This is a genomic window from Sphingomonas sp. CROZ-RG-20F-R02-07 (assembly GCF_022662335.1).
GTDB lineage: Bacteria > Pseudomonadota > Alphaproteobacteria > Sphingomonadales > Sphingomonadaceae > Sphingomonas.
This window is the reverse complement of sequence record NZ_JAKNQJ010000003.1, coordinates 200,502-218,076: the sequence shown is the minus strand read 5'-3', so window position 1 is coordinate 218,076 and position 17,575 is coordinate 200,502. Positions and strand designations below refer to the sequence as shown.

General features: G+C 69.1%; 19 protein-coding genes. 12 read left to right on the top strand and 7 right to left on the bottom strand.

Features of this window, described 5'->3' with window-relative positions; genetic code table 11:
* Nucleotides 1-37: 37 nt before the first annotated feature.
* Nucleotides 38-2,653: a type I DNA topoisomerase gene (gene topA / locus L8H00_RS06735; RefSeq protein ID WP_242096477.1), complete on the bottom strand. Its 2,616-nt coding sequence runs from the start codon at nucleotides 2,651-2,653 to the stop codon at nucleotides 38-40.
* 318 nt (nucleotides 2,654-2,971) lie between these two features.
* On the opposite strand from topA, the gene L8H00_RS06730 reads away from it, so the two are divergent.
* Nucleotides 2,972-3,646 (top strand): HPP family protein, encoded by a 675-nt coding sequence (locus tag L8H00_RS06730; protein WP_242096476.1) that lies wholly within the window; start codon nucleotides 2,972-2,974, stop codon nucleotides 3,644-3,646.
* On the opposite strand, the gene dprA is transcribed toward L8H00_RS06730, so the two are convergent.
* Both dprA and plsY read right to left on the bottom strand, forming a co-directional pair.
* Nucleotides 3,643-4,722 (bottom strand): DNA-processing protein DprA, encoded by a 1,080-nt coding sequence (dprA, locus tag L8H00_RS06725; protein WP_242096475.1) that lies wholly within the window; start codon nucleotides 4,720-4,722, stop codon nucleotides 3,643-3,645. The genes L8H00_RS06730 and dprA overlap by 4 nt on opposite strands.
* Nucleotides 4,715-5,326, bottom strand: coding sequence for a glycerol-3-phosphate 1-O-acyltransferase PlsY (gene plsY / locus L8H00_RS06720; protein ID WP_242096474.1), 612 nt, complete (start codon nucleotides 5,324-5,326; stop codon nucleotides 4,715-4,717). The genes dprA and plsY overlap by 8 nt, the downstream gene beginning before the upstream one ends.
* Nucleotides 5,327-5,424: 98 nt before the next feature.
* On the opposite strand from plsY, the gene murI reads away from it, so the two are divergent.
* Both murI and hemA read left to right on the top strand, forming a co-directional pair.
* Nucleotides 5,425-6,222, top strand: a complete 798-nt coding sequence (gene murI / locus L8H00_RS06715; RefSeq protein ID WP_242096473.1) for a glutamate racemase — start codon at nucleotides 5,425-5,427, stop codon at nucleotides 6,220-6,222.
* A gap of 65 nt (nucleotides 6,223-6,287) precedes the next feature.
* Nucleotides 6,288-7,529: a 5-aminolevulinate synthase gene (gene hemA, locus L8H00_RS06710; RefSeq protein ID WP_277924305.1), complete on the top strand. Its 1,242-nt coding sequence runs from the start codon at nucleotides 6,288-6,290 to the stop codon at nucleotides 7,527-7,529.
* A gap of 190 nt (nucleotides 7,530-7,719) precedes the next feature.
* On the opposite strand, the gene L8H00_RS06705 is transcribed toward hemA, so the two are convergent.
* Genes L8H00_RS06705 through L8H00_RS06695 form a run of 3 tightly spaced genes read right to left on the bottom strand, consistent with a single transcriptional unit; the run spans nucleotide 7,720 to nucleotide 9,444 of the window.
* Nucleotides 7,720-8,160 carry a DUF3429 domain-containing protein gene (locus L8H00_RS06705; RefSeq protein WP_242096472.1) on the bottom strand — a complete coding sequence of 147 codons (441 nt, stop codon included), beginning with the start codon at nucleotides 8,158-8,160 and terminating at the stop codon, nucleotides 7,720-7,722.
* Complete coding sequence (locus tag L8H00_RS06700) at nucleotides 8,157-8,858, bottom strand: anti-sigma factor (RefSeq protein WP_242096471.1); 702 nt, start codon at nucleotides 8,856-8,858, stop codon at nucleotides 8,157-8,159. Before L8H00_RS06700 ends, L8H00_RS06705 begins: the two co-directional genes overlap by 4 nt.
* Nucleotides 8,851-9,444, bottom strand: coding sequence for a sigma-70 family RNA polymerase sigma factor (locus L8H00_RS06695; protein ID WP_242096470.1), 594 nt, complete (start codon nucleotides 9,442-9,444; stop codon nucleotides 8,851-8,853). Before L8H00_RS06695 ends, L8H00_RS06700 begins: the two co-directional genes overlap by 8 nt.
* Nucleotides 9,445-9,536: 92 nt before the next feature.
* Here L8H00_RS06695 and L8H00_RS06690 point away from each other — a divergent pair, with 92 nt between their 5' ends.
* Genes L8H00_RS06690 through L8H00_RS06670 form a run of 5 tightly spaced genes read left to right on the top strand, consistent with a single transcriptional unit; the run spans nucleotide 9,537 to nucleotide 12,655 of the window.
* On the top strand, nucleotides 9,537-9,977 hold the full coding sequence (locus L8H00_RS06690; protein ID WP_242096469.1) for an RpiB/LacA/LacB family sugar-phosphate isomerase: 441 nt from the start codon (nucleotides 9,537-9,539) through the stop codon (nucleotides 9,975-9,977).
* Nucleotides 9,974-11,296, top strand: coding sequence for a serine hydroxymethyltransferase (gene glyA / locus L8H00_RS06685; RefSeq protein WP_242096468.1), 1,323 nt, complete (start codon nucleotides 9,974-9,976; stop codon nucleotides 11,294-11,296). The genes L8H00_RS06690 and glyA overlap by 4 nt, the downstream gene beginning before the upstream one ends.
* Nucleotides 11,297-11,300: 4 nt before the next feature.
* Nucleotides 11,301-11,474 (top strand): hypothetical protein, encoded by a 174-nt coding sequence (locus tag L8H00_RS06680; protein WP_242096467.1) that lies wholly within the window; start codon nucleotides 11,301-11,303, stop codon nucleotides 11,472-11,474.
* Nucleotides 11,475-11,936: a transcriptional regulator NrdR gene (gene nrdR / locus L8H00_RS06675; RefSeq protein ID WP_242096466.1), complete on the top strand. Its 462-nt coding sequence runs from the start codon at nucleotides 11,475-11,477 to the stop codon at nucleotides 11,934-11,936.
* Nucleotides 11,933-12,655, top strand: coding sequence for an RNA methyltransferase (locus L8H00_RS06670; protein ID WP_242096465.1), 723 nt, complete (start codon nucleotides 11,933-11,935; stop codon nucleotides 12,653-12,655). Before nrdR ends, L8H00_RS06670 begins: the two co-directional genes overlap by 4 nt.
* On the opposite strand, the gene L8H00_RS06665 is transcribed toward L8H00_RS06670, so the two are convergent.
* Complete coding sequence (locus L8H00_RS06665; RefSeq protein ID WP_242096464.1) at nucleotides 12,652-12,957, bottom strand: chorismate mutase; 306 nt, start codon at nucleotides 12,955-12,957, stop codon at nucleotides 12,652-12,654. The genes L8H00_RS06670 and L8H00_RS06665 overlap by 4 nt on opposite strands.
* 207 nt (nucleotides 12,958-13,164) lie before the next feature.
* Between L8H00_RS06665 and rpsD the strand changes: the two genes are divergently transcribed.
* The 4 genes from rpsD (at nucleotide 13,165) to aguB (ending at nucleotide 17,430) form a co-directional block, all read left to right on the top strand.
* Complete coding sequence (gene rpsD / locus L8H00_RS06660; RefSeq protein ID WP_242096463.1) at nucleotides 13,165-13,779, top strand: 30S ribosomal protein S4; 615 nt, start codon at nucleotides 13,165-13,167, stop codon at nucleotides 13,777-13,779.
* A 207-nt stretch (nucleotides 13,780-13,986) separates the two neighbouring features.
* Nucleotides 13,987-15,594, top strand: coding sequence for a M28 family peptidase (locus L8H00_RS06655; protein ID WP_242096695.1), 1,608 nt, complete (start codon nucleotides 13,987-13,989; stop codon nucleotides 15,592-15,594).
* Entirely contained in the window at nucleotides 15,594-16,550 is a 957-nt protein-coding gene (locus tag L8H00_RS06650; RefSeq protein WP_242096462.1) for an agmatine deiminase family protein, read from the top strand. Before L8H00_RS06655 ends, L8H00_RS06650 begins: the two co-directional genes overlap by 1 nt.
* Before the next feature lie 31 nt (nucleotides 16,551-16,581).
* Complete coding sequence (gene aguB, locus L8H00_RS06645) at nucleotides 16,582-17,430, top strand: N-carbamoylputrescine amidase (protein ID WP_242096694.1); 849 nt, start codon at nucleotides 16,582-16,584, stop codon at nucleotides 17,428-17,430.
* Nucleotides 17,431-17,575: the final 145 nt, after the last annotated feature.

Genomic DNA, 17,575 nt, shown 5'->3' with positions numbered 1-17,575 from the left:
AGACTTAGGCCGAACGAACGGGTCGGCCGCATGAGGTTCAGCCCTCCGCTTTCGTCTTGGCCCCCGCCTTGGGCGCGGCCTTGGCCTTGGGCGCCGCCTTCTTCGCAGGCTCCTTCTTGGCGGCCGTCTTTTTGGGTGCGGCCTTCTTCTTGCCCTTCTTCGCCGGTGCCGCCGCGGCGCGCGCGTCGATCAGCGATGCGGCCTCCTCCAGCGTGAGCTGGTCGGCCTCGATCGACTTGGGCAAGGTCGCGTTCGTCTCGCCATCGGTGACATAGGGGCCATAGCGCCCCTCCATCAGCCTGATCGCCAGCTCGGTGCGGGGATGCGCGCCCAGCTCGCGAAGCGGCGCCTTGGCCGCGCCGCGCGCCGGTCGCCCGCCGCCCGCCGCCGCCTCGGCCAGCTTCACCACCGCGGCGTTCATTCCCGTCTCGAACACGTCCGCGGTCGAGGTAAGGCGCGCATATTTGCCGTCATGCACCAGATAGGGGCCATAGCGCCCGATCGAGGCGGTGATCGGCGCGCCCGTCTCCGGATGGTTGCCGATCGTCCGCGGCAGGCTGAGCAGCTTCAGCGCCATTTCCAGGTCGAGCGTCGGCACGTCCTTGGGGATGGAGGCGCGTTTGGCGTCCTTGCCCTCGCCGAGCTGGATATAGGGGCCGAACCGCCCCGACTTGCGCTCCACCGGCAGGCCGGTCTCGGGATCCTGGCCCAGCGTCTCGGGGCCGGTATCGCTTTCGCCCTCGCCGCCGGGTTGCGCGAAGCGGCGGGTGAACTTGCACGCCGGATAGTTGGAGCAGGCGACGAACGCGCCGAACTTGCCGCCGCGCAGCGCAAGGCGCCCCTCGCCGCAATTGGGGCATAGGCGCGGATCGCCACCATCGGCCTGGGGCGGGAAGAGATAGCTTTCGAGAAACACATCCAGTTCGGCGGTGATCGCCGAGGGCTGCTGCTCCATCACCTCGGACGTGCGCGGCTTGAAGTCGCGCCAGAACGCCTCCAGCACCGCCTGCCACTGCGCGCGGCCACCCGACACGTCGTCGAGCTCGTCCTCCAATCCCGCGGTGAAATCATAGCTGACATATTTCTCGAAGAATCGTTCGAGAAACGCGGTCAGCAGCCGCCCCGTCTCCTCGGCGAAGAAGCGGTTCTTCTCGAGACGGACATAGCCACGGTCCTTCAGCACGTCGATGATCGACGCGTAGGTGGAGGGGCGGCCGATGCCAAGCTCCTCGAGCCGCTTGATGAGGCTGGCATCGGAAAAGCGTGGCGGCGGCTGGGTGAAATGCTGTTCGGCCTCGACGCCCTTCCTGGCGGGCGCATCGCCCTCGCGCAGCCGGGGCAGGCGGTGCGAATCGTCGTCCGCGCCGTCTGCGGGCTGGCCGGCGGCGCCGTCCGCGGCCTTGTCGTCGCTGCCCTCTTCGTAAAGCGCGAGATAGCCGGGGAAGAGCACGACCTGGCCGGTCGCGCGCAGGATGTTGCGGCCGGTGCCGTCGGCGAGTTCGACCGTCGTGCGCTCCATGCGCGCCGACGCCATCTGGCTGGCGAGCGCGCGCTTGAAGATCAGGTCGTACAGCCGGGCATGATCGCCGCCGCCCAATTTGTCGCGGCCGAAATCGGTCGGCCGGATCGCCTCGTGCGCTTCCTGCGCGTTCTTCGCCTTGGTCTGATATTGGCGCGGCTTGTCGGGCACATAGCTCGCATCATAGCGGTTCGCGACGGCGAGGCGCGCGGCCGAGATCGCCGAGGAATCCATCTGCACGCCGTCGGTGCGCATATAGGTGATCGCGCCGTCCTCGTAGAGCCCTTGCGCGATCCGCATCGTGTGGCTGGCCGAGAAGCCGAGCTTGCGCGCCGCCTCCTGCTGCAGCGTGGAGGTGGTGAAGGGCGGCGGTGGGTTGCGCGTGGCGGGCTTGGTCTCGACCGACTGGACCGAGAAGCGGCCGTCCTCGACAGCCTTCTTCGCGGCCAGCGCATCGCCCTGGTTGCCGATCGACAGCCGGTCGAGCTTCGTGCCGTTCCACTGGACGAGCCGCGCCTGGAACGCGGTGCCGTCCTGTTCGAGGATGGCGATCACCGACCAATATTCCTGCGCGCGGAACTGCTCGATCTCGCGCTCGCGCTGGACGACGAGGCGCAGCGCGACCGACTGGACACGGCCCGCCGATTTGGCGCCCGGCAGCTTGCGCCACAGCACCGGCGACAGCGTGAAGCCGACCAGATAATCGAGCGCGCGGCGCGCGCGATACGCATCGATCAGATCGGTATCGAGTTCGCGCGGATGCTTCATCGCCTCCGTCACGGTCGCCTTGGTGATCGCGTTGAAGGTGACCCGCTCGACCTCCTTGGGCAGCGCCTTGCGGCCGCGCAGCACCTCGCGGACGTGCCAGCTGATCGCCTCGCCCTCGCGATCCGGATCGGTGGCGAGGATCAGGCGATCGGCGGTCTTCGCCAGATCGGTGATCGCCTTCAACTGCTTGGATTTGTCGGCATAATTCTCCCAGTCCATCGCGAAGCCCTCATCGGGGTTCACCGAACCGTCCTTCGCCGGCAGATCGCGGACATGGCCGTAGCTGGCCAGCACGCGGTAATCGCTGCCTAGGTATTTTTCGATGGTCTTCGCCTTGGCCGGCGATTCGACGATGACAAGCTGCATGGGTTCTCGGAGCGTCCTTACGTGTGCGTACGAGGGTGGGGCGGGGCCGGGGATGCGTCAAGCGGGGCAAAGTGGAGAGGCGAAGTGGAGGAAGTGGAGGCGTGCGAGCGGTTTTCCACTTCGCGTGAGCGGGCCGCCGGGCAAGCGTGGTTCGTGCGGGGTGGATCGATGGCGGGAGGGGGGCGGCGCAGCATGGCATGACCATCCGCCTGTAGGACAGCCCCGGCGGTGCGGCGATCGCATCCAAAGCGATCGCGATCGGGGCGTCGGGCCGTTATAGCGCCCGCCTTCGCGCCGCGTCGCCATAGCGAGTTTGCCATGTCCGTGTTCAAACCCCTGCTGCCGGGTGCCACCCTGTCCACCCGGCTGTTCGCCGCTCTGGGTGCAACCTTTGGCATCTTGGCGACGATCATGCTGTGCGGCGCATGGCCGTTCCCTGCGGCCGACCTGCCCGTTATCGTTGCGCCGCTCGGCGCCTCGGCGGTGCTGGTGTTCGCGGTGCCGTCCAGCCCGCTCGCTCAGCCCTGGCCGGTGGTGGGCGGTAACCTGCTGTCGACGCTCGTCGGCATCGCGGCCTTTCGTCTCGTTCCGGGCACGACGCTGGCCGCCGGCGTCGCGGTGGGCGGCGCGATCCTCGTCATGTCGCTTTGCCGCTGCCTGCACCCGCCGGGCGGCGCGGCGGCGCTCACCGCCGTGATCGGCGGGACGGCCATCCACGCCGCGGGCTGGCGCTTCGCTTTCGTGCCGGTGGGAATCAATTCGCTCGTGCTGGTCGCGGCCGGGGTGCTGTTCCACTGGCCGCGCACGCACCGCTATCCGCACCGGCCTGCGCTCCTGCCGCCAGCTTTCCCCCCTGTGCGGTTGCACGAAGCGGATATCGACGCGGCGCTGGTGCAGATGCGCGACAGCTTCGACATCGACCGCGACGATCTGAGTGCGTTGCTGGCGCATGCGGAGCGCCACGCCGCCGAACGGACAGGCCGCGCGCGTTAGCCGAGGCTCACCCGCCCGCCGGCATGCCGCTCCACCCGCCCCGCCAGCTCCAGTTCCAGCAGCACCGTCTGCACGATCGCAGGCACGCGGCCCGATTGACGGACGAGTTCGTCCACGCCCACCGGCACCGGCCCCAGCAGCGCGGCGATCGCCCTGCGGTCGGCGTCGCTCGCGTCGCCGGGCGGCGGGCCGGCATAGTCGCTCGCCGGCGACCGCACCGCGCGCGGGTCGATCGGGCGGATCTGTTCGAGCACATCGGCGGCGTTCTGCACCAGCGTGGCGCCGTCGCGGATCAGCAGGTTGCATCCCTGCGCCCGCGGATCGACCGGGCTGCCGGGCACCGCCATCACCTCGCGGCCCATCTCGCCCGCCAGCCGCGCGGTGATGAGCGAACCCGATTTCGGCACCGCCTCCACCACGACGGTGCCGATCGACAGGCCGGCGATGATCCGGTTGCGATAGGGGAAGTGGCGCGCGCGGGGTTCGGTGCCGGGCGGCTGTTCGGCGATCAGCAGGCCCTCGTTCGCGATCCGCGCCTGCAAGTCGGCATTTTCGGGTGGGAAGACCACGTCGATCCCGCTGGCGATCACGCCCACCGTCCCGCCGGTGATCGCGCCGACATGCGCCGCGGTGTCGATCCCGCGCGCCAGCCCCGAGACGACCGAAACCCCCGCACCGGCGAGTCCATGCGCCAGCTCGCGTGCGAAGCGGCAGGCGGCGGCGGACGCGTTGCGCGCGCCCACCACTGCGACGCAGGGGCGTAGCGCCAGCGCGACATCGCCGCGCACGATCGGCGCTGGCGGCGGGTTGTCGATCTGCGCCAGCAGCGGCGGATAATCGGGATCGCCGAGGAACAGATAGCGTGCGCCGAGCCGCTCGGTTTCGGCCATTTCCCGCGCGATCCGGTCGGCCGGTGCGACCGCGGGCGGGCGACCGCCGCCGCGCGCGGCGAGCCGCGGCAGCGCGTCAATCGCCGCCTCCGCGCTGCCGAAGCGCTGCATCAACTGGGCGTAGGTGACGGGTCCGATCCCCGTCGTGCGGATGAGGCGTAGCCGGGCGAGGCCGGCGTCAGCCAAGGCTGCGCTTGCCCCCGACGCGCGGCTCGGTGCCCTCCAGCAGCCGTTCGATATTGGCGCCGTGCTTCCACAGCACGATCAGCGCGCAGGCGAGCAGCAGCAGCACGATCTCGAACTGGCCGCAGAGCGCGGCCACCAGCGGCGTGCTCGCCGCCGCGGCGATGCCCGCCACCGAGGAAATGCGCAACGTGGCCAGCAGCCCGATCCAGATCGCCGCGAAGGCGAGCCCTACCGGCCAGTAGAGCGCCAGCGCGATGCCCATCAGCGTGGCAACGCCCTTGCCGCCGCGAAAGCGCAGCCACACCGGATAGCAATGGCCGATGAACGCGCCCGCCGCGGCCAGCGGGGCATTGCCGGGGAACAGCCAGTCGGCGATCAGCACCGCCGCCGCGCCCTTGGCGACGTCGAGCAGCAGCGTGGCGACCGCGAGCCCCTTGCGCCCGGTGCGCAGCACGTTGGTGGCGCCGATATTGCCCGAGCCGATGCTGCGCAGATCGCCCGCGCCGCCGAGTCGGGTCAAGATCACGCCGAAGGGGATCGAACCCAGCAGATAGCCGAGCGCGAGCGTCAATGTCGGTGCGATCCAGATGACCTGCGTCGGCATTCGTCCCCCTAAGGGGCCTATATAGCGTTCGATACCGCTGGGGTCCAACAACCTGCATCATTCTTGGCGCCGGAAGGGCGCGGAGATAGGACCAGAATATGAGTGATCCGCGCCCCATCCTGTTTTTCGATTCGGGGGTGGGCGGCCTTTCGGTCGTCCGCGCGGCGCGCGCGGCGTTGCCGGACGCGCCGTTCGTCTATGCCGCCGATTCGGCGGGTTTCCCTTACGGCACGCGAACCGAAGACGAGATCGCCGCCCGCGTGCCCGCGCTCCTCGGGCGGCTGGCGGAGCGCTATCGGCCGCGGCTGATCGTGATCGCGTGCAACACCGCTTCCACGATCGCGCTGCCCGCGGTGCGCGCCGCGCTCGATATCGGGGTGGTGGGCACGGTGCCCGCGATCAAGCCCGCCGCGGCGCTGTCGCGGACGCGGACGATCGGCGTTCTCGGCACGCAGGCGACGGTGCGCCAGGCCTATGTCGACGATCTGGCGGCGCGCTTCGCCGCCGATTGCACGGTGATCCGCCACGGCTCGGCCGCGCTGGTCGAGATGGCGGAGGGCGTGCTCCACGGACGGCCATCGCCCCGATCGGCCTATGCCGCGGTGCTCGCCGGGCTGTTCGACCAGCCGGGCGGCGGCGCGATCGACACGATCGTCAACGCCTGCACGCATTTCCCGTTGGTCGAGGCCGAGCTGGCGGCGGAAGCGCCCGAGGGGGTGCGCTTCGTCGACGGTTCGGCCGGGATCGCGCGGCGGATCGTCGCGCTCACCGTGGGGCAGGACTTCCCCGAATCGGCCGGCGCGGGGATCGCGGTCTTCAGCCGGCTGGGCGCGGCGGAACGCGCGCTGGCGCCGGCGCTCGCCGCGCGCGGCTTCGCGCGGCTGGAGGCGCTGTGAGCGGCGCGTCGCCCCTTGCGCCAAATCCGCTGGAAAACCGCCCGATCGCGTCCTAAGTGTCGCGCATGAACAGCGAGTCCATGGACGTGCGCGTGGACTATTCCCGCGTTTTCACGCAGGCGATCGACCGGCTCCACGCCGAGGGCCGCTACCGCGTCTTCATCGACATCCTGCGCAACAAGGGCTCCTTTCCCAACGCGCGCTGCTTTGCCGGGCATAACGGTCCCAAGCCGATCACCGTCTGGTGTTCGAACGACTATCTCGCAATGGGCCAGCATCCCAAGGTGATCGCGGCGATGGAGGAGGCGCTCCACGACGTGGGCGCGGGCTCGGGCGGCACGCGCAACATCGGCGGCAACACGCATTATCACGTCGATCTGGAAGGCGAGCTGGCCGACCTGCACGACAAGGAGGCGGCGCTGCTCTTCACCAGCGGCTATGTCTCCAACGAGGCGACGCTGGCGACGCTGGCGAAGATCCTGCCCGGCTGCGTGATCTTCTCGGACGAACTGAACCACGCCTCGATGATCGCGGGCATCCGCAATTCCGGATGCGAGAAACGCGTGTTTCGTCACAACGACCTCGCGCATCTGGAGGCATTGCTGGCGGCCGAGGATCCCTCGGTGCCCAAGCTGATCGCGTTCGAGAGCGTCTATTCGATGGAGGGCGACGTCGCGCCCATCGCCGCGATCTGCGACCTGGCCGACCGGTACAACGCGCTCACCTATCTCGACGAGGTCCATGCGGTCGGCATGTACGGCGCACGCGGCGGCGGGATCTCAGAGCGCGAGGGCGTGGCGGATCGGCTGACGATCATCGAGGGAACGCTCGGCAAGGCGTTCGGCGTGATGGGCGGCTATATCGCCGCCAGCCGGACGATCATCGACGTGATTCGCAGCTATGCGCCCGGCTTCATCTTCACGACCTCGCTGTCGCCCGTGCTCGTGGCGGGCGTGCTGGCGAGCGTGCGCCACCTGAAGGGCTCGAGCGCGGAGCGCGAAGGGCAGCAGGCGAGCGCGGCGCTGCTGAAGGGAATGTTCGCCGAGGCCGGGCTGCCGGTGATGATCGGCGATACGCACATCGTGCCGCTGATGGTCGGCGATCCGGTCAAGGCCAAGAAGATCAGCGACGTGCTGCTCGCCGAATATGGCGTGTACGTGCAGCCGATCAATTATCCGACCGTGCCGCGCGGCACCGAGCGGCTGCGCTTCACCCCTGGCCCCGCGCATACCCCGGCCATGATGCGCGAGCTGACCGACGCGCTGGTAGAGATCTGGGGCCGACTGGCGTTGCGCAAGGCGGCCTGATGCTAGGGCGGGACGACTCAGCTCGATCCGATTGCCTGATCCGTTCGTGCCGAGCTTGTCGAAGCACGCCGTCCGCAGGCGTGGCTTCGCAGTCGGTACAGGCCCCTTCGGTGGAGCTCAGGACAGGCTTCGACAAGCTCCGGGCGAACGGATCAAGGTAACGTCTCGAACCCCAGCCGGCCGGCGCCGGTCAGGCGATCCCGGCGACGATCGTCAGCACTCCGAGTCCCAGCGAGAGCGGCAACCGCAGCGCCATCCAGCCGGCGGGCGCCAGCCCCGCGCGGACCAGCGCCTGGTCCACCGCGAGCGCGGCGATCAGCGCCACGCCCAGCGCGACCAGCGACGGCCCCGGCCAGGCGAGCCCCACCGCCCAGGGCCAGGCGCTGGCCAGCGCGACCAGCGATGGCGCGACCGCGGCGAACCACAGCCAGCGCGGCGGCGCGTCGGCCTTCGCCGCCAGCCCCCACCACAGCCCGCCCAGAAAGCTGAGGATGAGCGCGGCATAGGCATAGCCGAGCGCCAGCGCGGTGTAGCGGCCGAACGGATCGCCGCTCGCGATCACGGCCACCACGGCGATCTGCGGCAGCAGACCGGCGAGCCCCAGGCCATAGGCGAGACGCGGCAGGCTCATACCGCGCCGAGCACGCCCTTCGCCACCACCGGCCCGGTCGGCAGACCGGTCGGCGATCCGCCCAGCGGTTCGATCGAGATCGCGAGCGTGGCGCCCGCCGCGATCCGCGCGCGGTCGGCGGCCGACAGGTTCACGACCTGCGCGCGCGCGCCGAGCAGCGCGAGCGCATGCGGCACCCCGTCGCGGCCGATCACCCAGAGCTGCGCGACGCGCGCGGGCGGCGTCTCGGGCGCGGACGCCACGCGCAGCGATCCGCCACGCGAATCGAACACCGCCGGCACGGGCGCCGCCTTGGCATCCATCGACGCCACCAGCAGCGGGCCCGGCCGCGCCGCCACCAGGACGGGCGCCGGCACCGGCGCCGGCGCCGGCGGGCGCACCGCGACGAACACCAGCAGCGCGGCGGCGACCGCGCTGCTGCCGATCGCCAGCGCCGGCCAGGGCATGCGCAGCCGCGAAATTGGCGCCGGGCCGCCGATGCCGGCATCGATCCGGTCGATCAGCCCCTCGGGCGCCTCCGCTTCGGGCCAGAGGTCGAACAGTTGCGCGAACCGCATCCGCCAGCCCTCCACCGCGCGCGCATAATCGGGGTCGGCGAGGACGCGGCGAAGTGCCGTGGCGCGTTCCTCGCCGTCGAGCAGGCCGAGCGCCAGTTCGGCCGCGCTGGTGTCGCCCGGGATATCGGCTTCGTCAGTCATCGCCCAGGCACTCCTTCAACTTTCCCAGCCCCCGTCTCACCCAGCTCTTCATCGTTCCCAGCGGCACCGCGCTGCGTTCCGCCAGCTCGACATAGGTGACGCCGTCGAAAAAGGCGGTGCGGATCGCGCTGCGCTGGCGTGGCTCCAGCGCTTCGAGACACGCCATCAGCCGCGTGGCGGCATCGCCCGACAGCATCGTCGCTTCCGCATCGGGGCGCTCGTCGGCGATCGGCGGGGCGTCGTCGATCGGGGTGGCGCGTCGCACGGCTTGCGCGCGGCGCCAGTCGATCGCGCGGTTGCGCGCGATCGTGGCGAGCCAGGTGATCGGGCTTGACCGGCCCGGCTCCCATGCGCCCGCGCGGCGCCAGATCAGGAGATATACGTCGTGCAACACATCCTCTGCCGCCTGCCGATCACCGCAGATACGCAGGCAGATGCCGAAAAGCTTCGCATGCGTCAGCGCATAGAGGTCGCGGAACGCCGAGCGATCCTCGCTGCCGGTGCGCACCAGCGCGTCGGACAGGCGCGCGCGGGCGGCATCCGCATCGGCGGACCGGCGTGGGGCGGGATCGGGGATCGTGCTCACGCCTGCGAGCCTAGCCGATGCGCGAAGGGTGGCCAAGCCGCGCGCCCGTCGGTAAAGACACCGGTCTTCGACCCCAGATCCAGGACCCGCCGATGCGCATCGCCCTCGCATCCGATCATGCCGCCGTGGCGCTGAAGGCGTCGCTTGCCGAATGGCTGCGCGCGGCGGGCCATGACGTGCTCGATCTCGGCACCGATGGCCCCCAGAGCGTCGATTATCCCGATTATGGTTTCGCGCTCGCCGCCGCGCTGGCCGATGGCCGGGCCGATCGCGGGGTGGCGCTGTGCGGTTCGGGCATCGGCATCGCGATCGCCGCCAACCGCAACCCCGCATGCCGCTGCGCGACGGTGAGCGAGCCCGTCTCGGCCCGGCTGGCGCGCTCGCACAACGACGCCAACGCCATCGCGATCGGCGCGCGGCTGGTGGGCGAGGACATGGCCAAGGCTTGCGTCGAGGCCTTTCTGACCAGTGACTTCTCCGGCGGCCGCCACCAGCCGCGCGTCGACAAGCTTTCCCCAAAGGATCCCGCATGAGCACCCAGCCCCGCGAACTCCACGACGCCCGGACTTATGTCCGCGACGCCGGCTTCTTCACCCGCGGCCTGGCCGATGCCGACTCCGCGATCTTCGCAGGGATCAGCCACGAGCTGGAGCGCGAGCAGACCCAGATCGAGCTGATCGCGTCGGAGAACATCGTCTCCAGGGCGGTGCTCGAGGCGCAAGGCTCGGTGTTCACCAACAAATATGCCGAGGGCTATCCGGGCAAGCGTTACTATCAGGGCTGCGCGCCGTCGGACGAGGTGGAGACGCTCGCGATCGAGCGCGCCAAGCAGATCTTCGGCTGCGGCTTCGTCAATGTGCAGCCGCATTCGGGCGCGCAGGCGAACGGCGCGGTGATGCTCGCTTTGGTGAAGCCGGGCGAGACGATCCTGGGCATGAGCCTCGATGCGGGCGGGCACCTGACTCACGGCGCCAAGGCCGCGATGTCGGGCAAATGGTTCAACGCGGTGCAATATGGTGTCGATGCCGAGACGCATCTGATCGATTACGATCAGGTCGAGGCGCTGGCGGTCGCGCATAGCCCCAAGCTCATCATCGCCGGTGGTTCGGCCTATCCGCGCACGATCGACTTCGCCCGCTTTCGCGCGATCGCGGACAAGGTCGGCGCCTATTTCATGGTCGACATGGCGCATTTCGCCGGGATCGTGGCTGCGGGGCTGCATCCGACGCCGTTCGGCCATGCGCATGTCGTCACCACCACGACGCACAAGACGCTGCGGGGTCCGCGCGGCGGCATGGTGATGACGAACGACGAGGCAATCGCCAAGAAGATTAATTCGGCGGTCTTTCCTGGGCTCCAGGGCGGCCCGTTGATGCATGTGATCGCGGCGAAGGCGGTGGCGTTCGGCGAGGCGCTCCAGCCCGATTTCCAGCGCTACATCGCCGCCGTCGTCGAGAATGCCCAAGTGCTCGCGGCCACGCTGAAGGAACGCGGATCGGACGTGGTGTCGGGCGGCACCGACACGCATCTGGCGCTGATCGACCTCACCCCGCTCGGCATCACCGGGCGCGATGCGGACGAGGCGCTGGAGCGTGCAGGGATCACCTGCAACAAGAACGGCATCCCCAACGATCCGCTGCCGCCGGTGAAGACGAGCGGCATCCGCGTCGGCAGCCCCGCCGGCACGACGCGCGGCTTCGGCCCCGTCGAGTTCCGCGAGATCGGCCATATGGTCGCCGACGTGCTCGACGGGCTCGCCAAAAAGGGCGAACATGGGGACCCGGAGGTCGAGGCGGACGTTAGGACCCGCGTGCGTGCGCTGTGTGCGCGCTTTCCCATCTACGAAGGATAAGACCATGGCGATCCAGGACGTGCCGAACGAGATCAAGAACGACCCCAAGCTCGGCCGCAGCATGGCCAAATGGGGCGCGATCGGCGCCGTGGTCGCGATCCCGCTGCCCTTCGTCGGCCCGATCATCGGTGCCGCAGCGGGCGCCGGTTACGCCTATTACAAGAACAAGAAGGGCTGAATGCGCTGCCCCTTTTGCGGCCATGACGACAGCCAGGTGAAGGACAGCCGCCCCACCGAAGACGGGGCGGCGATCCGGCGGCGGCGGCAGTGCGAGGGGTGCGCGGCGCGCTTCACCACGTTCGAGCGGATTCAGCTCCGCGATCTGGTGGTGCTGAAGAGCGAGGAGCGGCGCGAGCCGTTCGATCGCGACAAACTCCTCCGCTCGGTATCGATCGCGGCGCGCAAGCGCCCGATCGATGCGCTCCGCCTGGAAAAGCTGGTGAGCGGCATTCAACGCCAGCTCGAGACGCTCGGCGAAAGCGACGTGACGTCGAAGCGGATCGGCGAGATGGTGATGGACGGGCTGAAGAATCTCGATTCGGTCGCTTATATCCGCTTCGCCAGCGTCTATCGCGACTTCAGCGAAGCCCGCGATTTCGAGGCCTTTGCCGGCAGCGTCGAAGAGGTGGGACGCGGGTGATCGCGCCGGCTCCCGCCATCATACTCGTCCGCCCGCAGCTTGCCGAGAATATCGGCAAGGCGGCGCGTGCGATGCTCAATTTCGGCCTGACCGAGCTGCGCCTCGTCGCCCCGCGCGACGGCTGGCCCAATGCCGCCGCGCTGCCCGCCTCCAGCGGTGCGGACCGGGTGATCGAACAGGCGCGGCTGTTCGACAGCGTGGCGGACGCGGTGGCGGATTGCGCGCATGTCTATGCGACCACGGTGCGCAAGCGCGGCGTCACCAAGCCCGTCGTCACGCCCGAGGCGGCGGCCGCCGCCATCCATGCGGCGCCGGGGCGCGCCGCCATCCTGTTCGGCCCCGAGCGTTCGGGGCTGGAAACCGACGATGTGGCGCTGGCGCGCACGATCGTGACGGTGCCGATCAACCCCGAATTCGGCTCGCTCAATCTCGCCCAGGCGGTGATCCTGGTCGCCTATGAATGGTCGAAGCACGTCGCGCTGGCGAGCCCGCCCGAGACCGATCTGCCGCTGCCCGCGCCGCAGGGCGAGCTGGAAGGGATGATCGGGCAGCTCGATTCGATGCTGGCGGAGGCCGGCTTTTATTTCCCGCCGGACCGCAAGCCCGTCACGCAGCGGATGCTGCGCACGCTGCTGACGAAGCCGGGCTGGTCGTCGTCGGAAGTGCGGACGGTGCGCGGCGTGCTGTCGGCTCTCGCAAAGCCCCGCGCGCGCGATTAACGCGTCCGGTCGAAGGCGGCGAGCTCATAGGCGATCGACGCTTCGACCAGCGCGTCCCACAGATCGGCGATCGTGGCGTCGGGCACGCCCGCCTGCGCCGCGGCGGCGCGGGCATTGGCGATCACCTGCGCCTTGCGGCCCTCGTCGCGCACCGCCTCGCGGCCCGGCTTGATGCGCGCGGCGGCGTCCATATAGGCGAAGCGGCGGGCGAGCAGCGCCACCAGCTCGCGGTCGATCGCATCGACGCCGGCGCGCACCTCCGCCATCGTGGTGCAGCGGGCTCCGGGAAGGATATCGGTCATGCCGCCTGATAGCGGTGGCGTGCGGCCTGTCCAATGGCTTGACCTTTTGCGCGTCAGCGATCATAGGCCGCGCCTTCGCAATTGGCTCCGCACCCCGGTGAAGCGGCGGCCCTGCCGGCCTTCGGGCTCCAGCAGGCGATGACCGGGAATGGCCCGCGGCCGGAAACGGCGGCGGGCTCGTCGTTAGCATCTGCCAGGGAATATCACATGTCGAAGCGCCATAGCGCCAAGTACAAGCTCGATCGCCGCATGGGCGAGAACATCTGGGGCCGTCCCAAGTCGCCCGTCAACAAGCGCGAATACGGCCCCGGCCAGCATGGCCAGCGCCGCAAGGGCAAGGTCAGCGATTTCGGCATCCAGCTTCGCGCCAAGCAGAAGCTGAAGGGCTATTATGGCGACGTGACCGAGAAGCAGTTCAAGCAGTGCTACCAGGAGGCGGCGCGCATGAAGGGCGATACGTCGCAGAACCTGATCGGCCTGCTCGAGCAGCGCCTCGACATGATCGTCTATCGCGCCAAGTTCGCGCCGACGATCTTCGCCGCGCGCCAGCTCGTCAGCCACGGCCACATCCGCGTCAACGGCGTGAAGTGCAACATCGCTTCGCGCCGCGTCTTCGCCGGCCAGGAGATCTCGCTGGGGTCGAAGGCGCAGGAAATGGCGCTGGTGATGGAAGCACAGGGCCTCGCCGAGCGTGAGATTCCCGATTACGTCGCGCCCGACGGCACCGCCAAGGTGACGCTGACGCGCATCCCGACGCTGGACGAGGTGCCCTATCCGGTGAAGATGGAACCGAACCTGGTCGTCGAGTTCTACTCGCGCTGATCTCCGCCGGGCACCACCCCCCGGAATAGCCAAAGGGCGGTCCTCACGGGCCGCCCTTTTTGGCGTCGCCAAGCGCGGGCGGTCGGGCTGCTGACGATCTCCTCGCGACGTGCATTCTTGCGTGCCGCGCGTCAGACTGCCAGAGAAGCGGCGCTAGCGGGAGACCAGATCGTGCGCCGTTTCGAACCCAAAATCCTGTTTCCGTTGATGGCCATAGCCACGCCTGCGCTGGCCCAGACCGCGCCGGCGATCTCGGTCGACACGCTGCGCTCGGTGACCAAGGAGCTGTCGTCGGACGCGTATGAGGGGCGTGCGCCGACGACGCCCGCGGAGGAGAAGACCGTCGCCTATATCGTCGCGCGCATGAAGGCGGCCGGGTTGCAGCCCGGCAACCGCGGCGCATGGACGCAGGACGTGCCGATGGTGCAGATCACCGCGCACGACGTGGCGCCGTTCGTCTTCACCGGCGGCAAGACGCCGGTCAGCCTGGCCTATCGCACGCAGATGGTGGCCGGCACCTACCGCGTGGTGCCGCGGATCGCCGTGAAGGACAGCCCGGTCGTCTTCGTCGGCTATGGCATCACCGCGCCCGAAAAGGGGTGGGACGATTATGCCGGGGTGGACGTGCGCGGCAAGACCGTCGTCATCCTCATCAACGATCCCGACTGGCAGACGATGACGCGCGACGGGCCCTTCGAGGGCCGCGCGATGACCTGGTACGGTCGCTGGCCGTATAAATACGAGAACGCCGCCAAGCATGGCGCGGCAGCCGCCATCATCGTCCACGATACCGAGCCCGCCGCCTATCCCTTCGCGGTGGTGCAATCCTCCTGGACCGGGCCACAGCTCGAACTGGACGAGAAGGGCGACCATATGGACCAGTCGCAGGTGATCGGGTGGATCCAGAAGCCCGATGCCGAGGCGCTGTTCGCGAGCGCGGGCAAGGATTTCGCGGCGCTGAGCGAAGCGGCGAAGCGCAAGGGGTTCAAGGCGGTGCCGCTGGGCGTGAACTTCGCGACCAGCTTCACCAACAGCGTCCGCCGTCAGGCGTCCAAGAACGTGATCGGCGTGCTGCCGGGCACCACGAACCCGAACGATTACGTGATGTACAGCGCGCATTGGGACCATCTGGGCCATTGCACGCCGGTGAACGGCGACGGCATCTGCAACGGCGCGCTCGACAATGCGAGCGGCGTAGCGGGGCTGGTGGCGCTGGCCGAGGCGCAGGCCAAGGCGGGGCCGGCCAAGCGGTCGATCGCGTTCCTCGCGGTAACCGCGGAGGAATCGGGGCTGCTCGGCTCGCGCTATTATGCCGAGCATCCGGTCTATCCGCTGGCGCATACCGTCGGCGGGGTGAACATGGACGTGCTGAACGTGAACGGCCGCGCGCGCGATTTCGTCATCACCGGGGCGGGCAAGTCGGAGATCGAGGATCTGGTGAAGCCGATCGTCGCCGCCGAGGGCCGCACGATCAGCCCGGAGCCCGATCCCGAGCGTGGCGGCTATTACCGATCGGATCATTTCAGCTTCGCCAAGCTGGGCGTGCCGATGCTCGACGGCGGATCGGGCGAGGATCTGGTGGTCGGCGGCAAGGCCGCGGGCCATGCCGCGAACGAGGATTATGTCGCGCATCGCTATCACAAGCCGCAGGACGAATATGACGCGCGCTGGGATTGGTCGGGCGCGGTCGCCGATCTCGACATCTATTATACGCTCGGCCGCAAGCTCGCGGACGACACCGGTCTCTGGCCCAATTGGTATAAGAGCGCGGAATTCCGCGGCGTGCGCGATGCGTCGCGGGCGGGGGCGCGGTGATGGCCCCCGCGGCCGAATGGGCGCGCCACGAGGCGGTGTGGATCGGCTTTCCGAGCCATCCCGAATTGTGGGCGGAGGATCTGGAACCGGCGCGCGCGGAGGTGGTGGCGTTCGCGCGCGCGGTGCATGCCGAGGGGCGCGGCGAGACGGTGCTGCTCGTCGCCGCGGATGACGAGGCCGCGGCCGCGGCGCGCGCGATGGCGCCGTTCGCCGACGTGGTGACCGAGCGGTTCGGCGATATCTGGCTGCGCGACACCGGGCCGATCGTCGTGGCGGGCGGCGCACGCACGTTCCGCTTCAACGGCTGGGGCGGGAAATACGACCTGCCGGGCGACGACAGCATCGGCGGCCGCCTGGCCGAATGGCGCGGCCTGCCCGCGATCGCGTGCGACTGGGTGCTCGAGGGCGGCGCGATCGATGGCGACGGCACGGGGCTGCTCGTCACCACCGAACAATGCCTGCTCAACCCCAATCGCAATCCCAATCTGACGCGCGAGGGCGTCGAGGCGCGGCTGCGGGACGATCTGGGCTATGACCGCGTCGTGTGGCTGGGCGAGGGGCTCCACAACGACCATACCGACGGCCATGTCGACAATCTCGCCCGGTTCGTCGCGCCGGGCCGCGTGGCGATCCCGGTGGGCGCGGAGAATGATCCCAACTGGCAGGTGTATCAGCAGGCCGCCGATCGCGCCCATGCCGCCGGGCTGGAGGTGGTGCCCGTGCCATCGCCGGGCCGGGTGATGCGCGACGACGAATTGGTGCCGGCGAGCTATATGAACTTCTATATCGGCAACGCCGCCGTCGTGGTGCCACTGTACGGCGCGCCCGGCGATCAGGCCGCGGTCGCGGCGTTCCAGGCGATCTTTCCCGATCGCGACGTGGTGGGATTGCGGGCGGATCACATCCTGACCGGCGGGGGCAGCTTCCACTGCATCAGCCAGCAGATTCCCGGATGACGCCGGGCAGGCGCCGCCCTATTTGGCGCGCATGACCCAGATCACCGTCGCCGCGCTGCAACTCGGCTTCACGCCCGATATCGACACCAACATCGCCAATGTCTCGCGGCTCGTCCACGAGGCGGCGGCGCGCGGTGCGCAGGTGATCCTGCCGCCCGAATTGTTCGAGGGCGAATATTTCTGCCGAGTCGAGGACGAGGGGCTGTTCGCCAACGCCGCGCCCGTCGCCGAGCACAAGGCGGTGCTGGCGATGCAGGCGCTGGCCGAGGCGCTGAAGGTGACGATCCCGACGAGCTTCTTCGAGGCGGACGGCCCGCATCATTACAACAGCCTGGCGATGATCGGCCCCGATGGCGAGATCCAGGGCGTCTATCGCAAGAGCCACATTCCCGACGGGCCGGGCTATGAGGAGAAATTCTACTTCCGCCCCGGCAACACCGGCTTCAAGGTCTGGCCGCATCCCGCGGGCAAGCTGGGCGTCGGCGTCTGCTGGGACCAATGGTATCCCGAAACCGCGCGCGCGATGATGCTGATGGGCGCCGAGATGCTGTTCTACCCGACGGCGATCGGCAGCGAACCGCACGACACCAGCCTCGACACCGCGCGGCTGTGGCGCCGTGCGATGGTGGGCCATGCGGTCTCCAACGTCGTGCCGATCGTCGCGGCGAACCGGATCGGAACGGAGCATGGCCAGCATTTCTACGGCACCAGCTTCATCTGCGACGAGCGCGGCGACATCCTGGCCGAACTCGGCCGCGACGACGAGGGCGTCATCACCGCGACGATCGACCTGGATATCGTGAAGCGGCACCGGGCCGCGTTCGGCTTCTTTCGCGATCGCCGGCCCGATCTCTATGGGCGGCTCGTGCAGGACGTGTAGTTTCGGCAACATCGCTGCGCGAATCGTTCGCGTAACGAAATTGGCTGTTGTCGGTTGCCGGCCGCCGTGGCAGCGTTTTCTCCGCGAACGCAAAGTCCGGCCCGCAACGAGGCCAGACATCGTTCGGCGCAGGTGGGACCTCATA